5 protein-coding genes and 1 tRNA gene are annotated in these 6971 nt (G+C 69.1%); all 6 read right to left on the bottom strand.

Features of this window, described 5'->3' with window-relative positions; genetic code table 11:
- Positions 1-35: 35 nt before the first annotated feature.
- Positions 36-401: a VOC family protein gene (locus IM632_RS01275; protein ID WP_293515659.1), complete on the bottom strand. Its 366-nt coding sequence runs from the start codon at positions 399-401 to the stop codon at positions 36-38.
- Positions 402-431: 30 nt separating this feature from the next.
- Positions 432-1862, bottom strand: coding sequence for a deoxyribodipyrimidine photo-lyase (locus IM632_RS01280; RefSeq protein ID WP_296522925.1), 1431 nt, complete (start codon positions 1860-1862; stop codon positions 432-434).
- Positions 1863-1909: 47 nt separating this feature from the next.
- Positions 1910-3541 (bottom strand): EAL domain-containing protein, encoded by a 1632-nt coding sequence (locus IM632_RS01285; RefSeq protein ID WP_296498011.1) that lies wholly within the window; start codon positions 3539-3541, stop codon positions 1910-1912.
- 183 nt (positions 3542-3724) lie between these two features.
- Positions 3725-3808 (bottom strand) — tRNA-Leu (locus IM632_RS01290).
- 45 nt (positions 3809-3853) lie between these two features.
- Positions 3854-4576 (bottom strand): DNA repair protein RadC, encoded by a 723-nt coding sequence (gene radC / locus IM632_RS01295; protein ID WP_296481322.1) that lies wholly within the window; start codon positions 4574-4576, stop codon positions 3854-3856.
- Positions 4577-4630: 54 nt separating this feature from the next.
- Positions 4631-6971 (bottom strand): M1 family aminopeptidase (locus IM632_RS01300; protein ID WP_296551940.1); only part of this gene is annotated, 2341 nt, incomplete at its 5' end.

Genomic DNA, 6971 nt, shown 5'->3' on the forward strand with positions numbered 1-6971 from the left:
CGCCTGGAGACCTGAGCGCCCGCCGTCCGCCGGGTTCAGCCCATCTTGTAGACGCAGATCTTGTTGCCTTCGGTGTCCCGGAAATAGGCGCCGTAGAAGGTGGGCATGCGCTCACCGGGAGGACCCTCGCAGGTCCCGCCATTGGCGAGGGCGGCGGCATGCACCTGGTCCACCACCTCGCGGCTGGGGGCGGAAATGGCGGGCATGACGCCGTTGCCTGCGGTCGCCTCGCCCTTGTCGTAGGGGATGCAGACGCCAAGCATGGCGCCTGTGCCGTTGGTGTAGAGCTCCATCCGGTCCCCGGACATGGCGGGCCTGGCGCCCAGGGGCGCCAGGGCGGCGCGGTAGAAGGCCTTGGCGCGTTCGAAGTCGTTGGCGCCGAGGGTGACGTAGCCGAGCATGGGGAATCCTCCGTTGTCTGCAGGTTCAGTCTAGCGGCCCTTCACGACCGCGTAAGCCTCGAGGGCCCGCGCCCGGGCGAAGTCGTGGTCGACGACGGGCGCGGGGTAGGTCTCGCCCAGGCGGACGCCCGCAGCGTCGAGGACCAGGGGCGGCGCCGTCCAGGGGGCGTGCAGCCACCGGTCGGGCAGGCGGGCGACCTCGGGGACCCACTTGCGGACATACCGCCCGTCCGGGTCGAATTTCGCCCCCTGGGCCATCGGACTGAAGATCCGGAAATAGGGCGCTGCGTCGGCGCCGCTGCCGGCCACCCACTGCCAGTTGCCAGCGTTGGAGGCGTGGTCGGCGTCCACCAGGGTGTCCCAGAACCAGGACTCGCCTTCCCGCCAGTCGAGGAGCAGGTGTTTGGCCAGGAAGGAGGCGCAGATCATCCGGACGCGGTTGTGCATCCACCCCGTCGTCCAGAGCTCGCGCATGCCCGCGTCGACGATGGGGTAGCCGGTTCGCCCGCGGCGCCAGGCGGCGAGATCGCGGGGGCACTTGCGCCAGGCCACGGCCTCGAATCGGGAATCGAAGCTGGTGAGCGCCAGGTCCCGTCCGCGGCCGCTGATCGCCGCGTTGAACTCGCGCCACCCCAGTTCAGCGAGGAACTTCTCCGCGTCGGTCTCGGGGGCGGCGCCCCTCTCAACGGCGTTCAGCGCGCCCCGCCAGAGAGCGAAGGGGCTGATCTCGCCGAAGTGCAGATGGGCGGACAGGCGCGAGACGCCCGGCTCGGCGGGGAAGTCCCGGGCCCGGCCGTAGCCCGCCAGCCCGCGGGCGAGGAATCGGCCGAGGCGTTCGCGGGCGCCGGCTTCCCCCGGGGTCCAGTCGGCGAACCCCGCAGACCAGTCCGGCGAGACCGGGTGCAGGCCCCAGGAGTCCAGCGCCTCCGATGCAGGCCAGGCGTCGGGGGCGGGCAGGCGCGCCGGCGGTTCGATCCTGCCGGGATCGGAGATGAGCGGGCGGGCGGCGCGCCAGAAGGGGGTGAAGACGCTGAAGGCGCCGCCCGTGCGCGTGGTGACTTCGTCCGGCCGCAGGAGGTAGGCGCCGTTCCAGCGGCCGACAGAGAGGCCGGTAGCGGCGAGCCGGGCCTCCAGCCGGTCATCCCGTTCCTTCAGCCCGGGGTCGAAGAGGTCATTCCAGTGGACCGAGGTCGCGCCGGTCTCCGCAGCCAGTTCGGGGATCAGGCGCGCCGGGTCGCCGCGTCGCAGGATGAGCCGGGACCCGCGGTCCTGAAGGTCTGCAGCCAGGGCGGAAAGAGACCGGTTCAGCCACCAAAGCGAAGCCGCGCCCTGTGGCCGGACATCCGGCCCCTCGTCGAGGATGTAGACGGGCGTGACGGCGCCGACGGCGAGGGCGGCGCGAAGGGCCGGGTTGTCGACCAGGCGAAGGTCGCGGCGGAACCAGAGCAGGGCGGTGCGCATGATCCCTTCCTGCGCCCAAGTCGGGTCCGCAGGCAACCGCCGGGTGGTCAGATCCAGATTTCCCGGGCGCCGACACGGCCTCGGGCTGGTTTCGGCGTCGACTGGGGGCTCCACTTCGGGGTGTCGAGGGGCTTGGAGAAGATCCATCCCTGACCCAGTTCGACGCCCAGCTCCTGCGCCAGGCGGGCTACGCTGGCGGTCTCGACCATCTCGGCGATTGTCGCCACGCCGAGTTCCTTGCAAAGCGCGACGAGATGTTTGACCACAAGGGCGTCTCGCGACCCTTCGGTCATGGACTGGATGTAGCGCCCATCGATCTTGATGAAGTCGACCTCCAGCCGGCGCAGATAGTCAAGGGAGGCCGCCCCGGCCCCGAAATCGTCGAGGCAGACGATGTGCCCGGCCTTCCGCAGGAGGGCGATCAGCGAGTTGGCGCGGTCGAGGTCCTGGATCTTCCGGGTCTCGGTGATCTCAAGGATCAGCCGTCGGCGCAGGTCCCGGGAGTCGCTCACCAGACCGAGTATCTCTTCCAGAAATCCGTCGATCATCAGGGAGTGGGCGCTGAGATTGGCGGCGATCCGCGTGCTTCGGGGCTGGGCCTCAAGCTCCCGGACAATGCTGCGGACCACTGAAAGATCGAAGGCCTGGATCATGTCCAGGTCCTCGGCCAGCTGGATTGTCTCCGCGGGGCTGGTGTCTGGCGAGAAGCGGGCCAGGGCCTCGAAGTGGTGCAGCCTGCCCGTCTCAAGGGAAACCACGGGCTGGTAGGCCAGTTGGAAACCGCTCTGCTCGACAATGTCGCGGAACCGGGAGGAGTCGCGCAGTGTCCGGGCCACAGTGTCGCTGAAACCCGCGGCGGCGGCGTCGCCTCCGGCCTCGATGAACCGGTCCAGGGCCAGGCGCATGGTCCGCATGTTGCGGGACGTCGCGGCGCAGTCGAGGGGCATACGGGACAGCTCCGGGATCGCCCCGCCGGTCGCCGCCCCGACGCTCTGAAGCAGGCGTTCAGGCGGCGCCTCGGATGACCGCATGATGGCGAACCTGTCCACGCCCACCTCGGCGCCGCCGAGACCGCCATAGGAATCCGCCCGCAGGACGGCCTGCAGGGACTGCCGGGCCTCCTCAGCGTCTTCCGGGGGCAGCTGGGCGAGACGATCCCTGAGTCCCCGCACCTCCACAAGGTCGAGGCTCAGGACAAGACCCGCCTGGCGGGCTTCCTCGAGAAGATACTCGGTCGAACGGGCGAAGGAGTCCACGGAGGTGAAGCCGCTGGCGTCCCGGGCGAAGGGATATCCGCCGGTGGGTGAGCTCAGGCTGAGGGCGCAGGAGAGCTTTGATCCCAGCTGGGGCAGGCGGAAGACCGAGAGGCTGGCGCCGGTCGGAGCGTTCGACGCCATCCGAGGGGCGAGGTCCACCCGCATGGGCCCGCGCCGCTCTCCGGTGGCCAGGTCCCTGCGCAGGCGGGTCAGCAGGGCGCTCTCGGACGGGTTGAAGAGGCTGGCCCAGTCCTTTCCGACCAGGGCCTTGTCGGGGCGCCCGGTCAGGCGTTCCGCTGCACCCAGGGCGAAGACGATCACCCCGTCGTTATCGATCTCGAAGACCAGGTCGGCGCCGGCGAAGGCCAGCCCGAGGAGCCGGACCAGGCTGGCGTCCTCCGTCGGGGCTGATTCCTCGGTCATCCCCGCTCGCCCTGTCGACGCTGTCCGCGGTCCCATGTGATGCCCAACCCCCTGTCGCCTCGCCCCCAAGCCTGCCCCCTTCCGGCCTCGGCGTGATCTGAGAAAACCCTGTTGTGCGCCTGCAAGGTTAAGGGCTCGCCACCATACAGGTGGGAACCTGGGACAAAATGTCGCACTCTGGTCTGGTGCCCGCTGCCGGACTCGAACCGGCACGCCGATGGCGACGGATTTTAAGTCCGTTGCGTCTACCGATTCCGCCAAGCGGGCCCGGCGCACAGTCTAGCGCGCGCGCCCCGGCGGGACCACCCGGCCTCAGATCAGCCCCTGAGCGCGGAAGCTGGTCAGGCCGTCGCGGCCGACGATGACGTGGTCGTGGACCGACAGGCGCAGGACCTTGGCCGCCTCGATCACCTCGCGGGTCATGTCGATGTCTGCGCGGGAGGGGGTGGGATCGCCGGAGGGATGATTGTGAGCCAGGATCAGGGCGCTGGCCGAGAGCTCAAGCGCCCGGCGGACAACCTCACGCGGATAGACGGGGGCGTGGTCCACAGTGCCCTCGTTCATGGCCTCGTCGGCGATCAGCTGGTTCTTGCGATCCAGGAAGAGGACGCGGAACTGTTCGCGCGGTTCATGGGCCATGGCGGTGCGCAGATAGGCGGACAGCTGGGTCCAGGAGGTGATCACGGTGCGGCGGGCGACGGGCTCGCGACTGATGCGCACGGCGGCCTCGTGGGCGAGCTTGAGGTCCAGCGCCGCCTGCTCGCCCAGGCCGCGTACCCGGACCAGGTCCTCGAGCGGGGCGCCGAAGACGCCGGCGAGGGAGCCGAAGCGGGCCAGCAGGGCCTTGGCCAGGGGCTTGACGTCGCCCCGCGGCAGGGACCGGAAGAGGAGCAGCTCGAGAAGTTCATAGTCCGGCAGGGCGCCAGGCCCGCCGTGCCGGGCGCGATGCCGCAGGCGGGCCCGATGGCCGGCGTGAGGCGGCGAGGACGACAGGGGTCCAAGGAGCGGGGCTTCCTGCAGGTCGGTCGGGGGCATGACGGGGCTCCGGCGGCCCCGTCAATGTTCCTCAAACGTTCGCATTGCGCAAGCCTATCCCTCGACCTTGACCGGGGTGACGTTGTCGCCGGAGTTCCTGTCGATGCGCTTGTTGTAGGGATCGATCCCGGCGAAGGCGGGCTTGCCGTTGACGGTCACGGTGAGGGTCTGCTCGCCGTCCTTGAGAGTGCGCGCGGTGAAGCTCTGCACCGAGGCCCTGGAGAAGCCGGGCTTGCCGGGTTCGGCGGTGAAGACTCCGAGGTCGAACGTCTCCGTCCCCAGCGGCGCAGCGGTCTCGACGCCCTTGCCATCGGCGTAGAGCTTGCGGGCGGTGATCTTCAGAGTGACGTCGTAGCGTCCGTCGGGCCGGCGGCGGGCCTGGGCTTCCTCGGTCTTGAGGTCGTAGAGCGTGATCTTCTCGAAGAGGTCGGTGATCAGGTCCTGAGCCCGGGGATCATCGCCCGCCTCGCGCCGCAGGGCGTCGACCAGGTCCCGGGAGGTGGGGTAGGGCGCGCCCTTGAAGGCGTAACGGGCCAGGAGGCTGCGCAGGGCGGCGTTGACCTTGGCCTCGCCGATCTGGTCGCGCAGCAGGTACATGACCAGGGAGCCCTTCCGGTAGTGGATGTAGGGCTGGTTCTCCACCCGGATGAGCGGCGTCTCCTCGACAGCCTGGCCGCCCCGGGCCGCGAGGTAGCTGTCCAGTTCGTTTCGGAGGAACTTGCGGATGCCTTCCTTGCCGTAGGTCTGTTCCATGACCAGGAGGGCTGAGTACTGCGCGAGAGTCTCCGAGAGGACAGTGCCGCCCTGCATGTCGGCGCCTATGACCTGGTGCGCCCACCACTGGTGGGCCATCTCGTGGGCTGTGACATAGGTGGCGAAGTCGATCTTGTCCGGCTTGTCCGGATCGGCGGTGAAGCCAATGGATTCAGAGAAGGGGATCGTGTTGGCGAAGGCCTGGGCGTAGTCCTCGTAGCCCGGGAACTCGATGATCCGGGCCTGCCGGAACTGGTAGGGGCTGAAGTTGGCCTGGTAATAGTCGAGGCTGCGCTTCATTGCAGCCATCATCCGCTCGACGTTCCAGGGGTGACCGGGGTGATGATAGACGGCGAGGTCGACGCCCTTGTAGGTCTCGCGGCGCACGGCGTACCTGGCGGACTGGACGGAAAAGAAGTTCAGGACCGGGGCGTCGGTGCGGAAGCGCGCGGTCCTTCGCCCGTTCGCGGTGGTGTCCGAGACGAGGTAGCCCGGTGCGACCGGGGTCTGGTCGGCGACGGTGGAGACGGTGATGTCGGCGTTCACCCAGTCGGCGTTACCCACATAGTTGCGGGCCCGGGCGCTCTCGTCCTCCAGCTTCGCCGGCCGCAGCTCGGGAGGAAGCCCGTACTTGCGGCGTGTGGTCCGATCCTGGAGCAGGCCGTTTCGCGACATGCCGAGGATCGGCGCGAACTCGGAGTTGGAGACGAAGGTCCCGTTGTCGACAAGGCGGGTCGTGTTCCCGGAGTTGCGGAAGCCCTTCTGCTCCAGGGTGGTCGTGAACTCCAGGCGGGCGGTCTGGCCCGGCGCAAGGGGCTCCGCCAGGTGCAGGATGCGGTAGTTGAAGCGCTCGAAGGTCTCCGTGCGGGCGGGGCGGGACAGGACCAGCCTGTCCACCTTCAGGTCGCGGTCGAAGCGAACGTGGACAGCGCCGATCGGGGCCGCCGTGTCATTCACCAGGTCGTACGCCCCACGCACGGCGAGCCGGGGCGCGTGGGGATCCAGGTCGAGGTCCAGGGTCACGTCCGTGACGGATGGCTGGGCAAGGGCCTCGTACTTCAGGAAGCCCTTTTCGAAGTCCGCCAGCCAGACCTCGCCCTCCTTCTGGGTCCGGTAGGGATTCCAGACGTTGGTGTTGACGAAGATGAAGCTTCCCAGGCCGGCGAAGACGACAAGGGCGCCGGCGGCGGCCAGGCCCGTCGGGCCCTTCAGGCGACGGCCCAGGCGGGCGATCCGGGCCCGGGTCCCGTCCCGCGCCCCGCGCGCCCAGAGGCCCTGGGTCAGGATCAGCAGGAAGATGGCGAAGGCTGTCCAGTAGGCGCGGAACCAGGCGGCGAAGCCGGCATAGTCGCCCTGGCCGTTCATGTCGGAAAGGGGCACGCCCGGGTCGCCACCGTAGATGTAGAGGTTATGCTCGAACCCCGCCCCCGCGAGGCTGAGCTGGAGAACCAGATAGGTCACCATGAGCGCCCAGCCGACGAACTTGTTGGGCGCCAAGGCCTGAAGGAAGATGGCCAGGACAGCGATCAGGGACCAGTCGACCAGGGTCGGCAGCGCGTACCAGCCGAGGTACTGTCCCCAGTCGGGATGCGGGAAGCCAAGAAGGACCTGCGCGGCCGCAGCGGCAAGGGTGCTGATCAGC

The organism is Phenylobacterium sp. (assembly GCF_020402505.1).
Classification (GTDB): Bacteria; Pseudomonadota; Alphaproteobacteria; order Caulobacterales; family Caulobacteraceae; genus Phenylobacterium.

Bases quoted from the DNA above. Each gene is read 5' to 3' on its own strand.
- IM632_RS01280 (WP_296522925.1), bottom strand. From the start codon at position 1,862: ATGCGCACCGCCCTGCTCTGGTTCCGCCGCGACCTTCGCCTGGTCGAC.
- radC (WP_296481322.1), bottom strand. From the start codon at position 4,576: ATGCCCCCGACCGACCTGCAGGAAGCCCCGCTCCTTGGACCCCTGTCG.
- IM632_RS01275 (WP_293515659.1), bottom strand. From the start codon at position 401: ATGCTCGGCTACGTCACCCTCGGCGCCAACGACTTCGAACGCGCCAAG.
- IM632_RS01285 (WP_296498011.1), bottom strand. From the start codon at position 3,541: ATGACCGAGGAATCAGCCCCGACGGAGGACGCCAGCCTGGTCCGGCTC.